At 53.3% G+C, this 428-nt stretch carries 1 protein-coding gene; it reads right to left on the reverse strand.

Annotated features, from left to right (window positions below; translation table 11 throughout):
- Positions 1-428, reverse strand: a 428-nt coding sequence (locus SB764_RS38390; RefSeq protein ID WP_410866518.1) for a 3-hydroxyacyl-CoA dehydrogenase NAD-binding domain-containing protein, incomplete at both ends; no start/stop codon positions are given.

The raw sequence follows: 428 nt of genomic DNA on the forward strand, positions 1-428 counted from the left end.
GTACGGCTTTTTTCACTTTCGGGTTTTCAACAACCGCTTCTACCACAACATCCACGCGGTCAAACCCGGCGTAGTCGAGCGTTGGGTGGATTGTGGAGATCACGCCAGCCAGTTTCAGACCATCGATCTTGCCGCGCTCAAGCTGCTTGTTCAGCAGTTTCGCGGCTTCGGTCATGCCGAGGGTTAACGACTTGTCGTTGATATCTTTCATGACAACCGGCACGCCTTTCCACGCAGACTGGTAAGCGATGCCGCCGCCCATAATGCCTGCACCCAGCACCGCGGCCTGTTTCGGGGTTTCAACGTCTTTGGTGAGTTTCTTCGCTTTGCCTTTTACATATTGATCGTTAAGGAAAATGCCGACCAGTGCGCGGGCTTCGTTGGTATGCGCCAGCGGGACAAAACTTTTGTTTTCCAGGTTTAAGGCT

It is taken from the genome of Paraburkholderia sp. SIMBA_027 (genome assembly GCF_046535315.1).
Classification (GTDB): Bacteria; Pseudomonadota; Gammaproteobacteria; order Burkholderiales; family Burkholderiaceae; genus Paraburkholderia; species Paraburkholderia tropica.